Source organism: Endozoicomonas sp. ONNA2 (assembly GCF_024606365.1).
GTDB lineage: Bacteria > Pseudomonadota > Gammaproteobacteria > Pseudomonadales > Endozoicomonadaceae > Endozoicomonas.
Genome location: NZ_JAHHPO010000611.1, coordinates 1 through 1,949 on the forward strand (window position 1 = coordinate 1; position 1,949 = coordinate 1,949).

Below are 1,949 nucleotides of genomic sequence, written 5' to 3' on the forward strand. Positions count from 1 at the left end.
ATAGTTCCAGAATTAGAGTGAAATGGGAAAGTTATTTTTAGACAATTCCTTACCGTGCTTTTGAGAAAAATTCATAGCATCAATATGCCTTCCGCCGCCTTTGTGCGGTGGTAGCAAATACAGACCACTGCCGTCAAAGATGGTATTCCAGCCACAATCCTCGCTCAGGTTAAATCCGGAAGAACCAAAGCCAAAATGCCTTGCAGAAGGGATCATTCGAACGTTGGACAGCACCATAGGGGAAGCGGGCAGCGTGTTGCAGTCAGCCCTGTACGTTTCCAGGGCAAACATCGGCGCTACCGCCGCAGGAGCGTCTTCAGCGACCAGTATGGACTGCTTCTCTCCCGCCTGGGACAAGATGTTATAATCGTTCCCCACCCGGACTAACATTCCGAATAGATCATTCTGGCCGGGCTCCACCGCAAACCCTTTGCTGTGGAAGGTGTGACCCGCCGGACAGCAATTCCAGCTGGTGAATAACCAGTAGCCATTTTCGAAAGCAAGCACCGGCTGAATAACGGAGGTGGTCGGACTATCCTCTGCACCAATCCACCAGAAAACGGTCTCTCCCTCGACGTGCTCAGGACGCTCGGGCACGGTGTAGTTGGCAGAAAAATAGTCAAGTTCCTGATCCAGCCAGGCGGTGTACGTCAATGGGAAGCAGTGCTCAACGGGTTTCTGACCGGGCAATACCGCCGGAGTTTTATCATCATCGGTTATATGGCCTGACGTCGCATCAAGTTGCCTGTCCATGGCAGTGTGAATATTTAATGCCCCGGCCTCTGCACATTTGTAGTGAACCTCCACAGTACCGTCCGGCCTGGTTACCTGCGCATGGGTTACCATATCTTTGATTTTGGACCCCGAGGGCACTTCATGGACACAATGGGCAGGCCGCAGTCCGTGGGGTGTATGACGGGTCTCCGGGGTTTGTGCTGTTGCTGTCAGGATGAATGAGCTTGATAGAATAAGTGCTAATAGTTTTGCCAGTTGGTTCAACATCAAACTGCTCCCTTGTGGCAATGGGAAAATGCAGCTATTGCCTGAAAATCATTGCCATTACCGATGAATCAGGCATATATAGCTTCTTGATACCGTCACGGGTCATACCGCCTTTTTGAAGATAGGCGAGTTTTTTGAATCTGAAAGAAAACCTCGTCAAGCGGATGCCTTGTCTTGTGAACTTTGGATATTTGACCCTGCCAGCCTCCCGGGTAGTGTCCGGTGTTTGGCAACCCTATTTTAGCGTAGTTTTTATTTTTTCATACTTGGCCAAGGCTTCGGCAGATTCAGGTGTTTGTTTCCCCGCCATAGCCTCCTGAAACTTGTCAACATCAATTCGCAGTTGCGGGTCCACTGTTTTATTGAACTTTTCCAGGGCAGTAGTGTACTTTTTTTTGGCAGCGTCAATGTCATTTTGACATTGAGTGATCTGCTGACTGATTGCCTTGTATGGCCCGCCATTCACTGCGCCGGGCATCCTCAGAAGATTCTCGTTAATTTTAAAAAGCGTTGAAAGCTGTTTTTGCAACTGTTGTATGTTGTCCAATTCCTTGTTGACTTGAGAAAATAATTTCCGGGATTTTGGGTTATTACTGGCCTTTTCCAACGCCTGCTCAACCTGGCTGATGTCTTTGGCTCCGTTTTTATCCATCCCATTGATCAGGGCGTTCGGGGCAAAGGGGGGGGCGGAAATATTTCGTGCTACAAGCTTGGTGTCGGGGATTGATGAGGACTTTGAGAGAATATTTTTGACACCTTCAGCTATGGTGACTTTGAACTGGCCGAAAAAACCTTTGTCATTATGGACAGTACTGTCGTTTATTGGTACCTGAGTGACGGGCTGCTGAGTGCCTCCTATTCCGTGCATGGTCTTATCTCGGCAATAATTATGAAACCTGAATTCGTATAATAAATGCATAACCTCTGTAACCAGAGGGTTGCCACAG

Annotated in this window: 2 protein-coding genes; both read right to left on the reverse strand. The window is 48.5% G+C overall.

Features of this window, described 5'->3' with window-relative positions:
* Positions 1 to 12 precede the first annotated feature (12 nt).
* Positions 13 to 1,002 (reverse strand): hypothetical protein, encoded by a 990-nt coding sequence (locus KDK14_RS10780; protein ID WP_257265113.1) that lies wholly within the window; start codon positions 1,000 to 1,002, stop codon positions 13 to 15.
* A gap of 235 nt (positions 1,003 to 1,237) precedes the next feature.
* Positions 1,238 to 1,949, reverse strand: a 712-nt coding sequence (locus tag KDK14_RS10785) for a hypothetical protein (RefSeq protein WP_257265114.1), incomplete at its 5' end; no start/stop codon positions are given.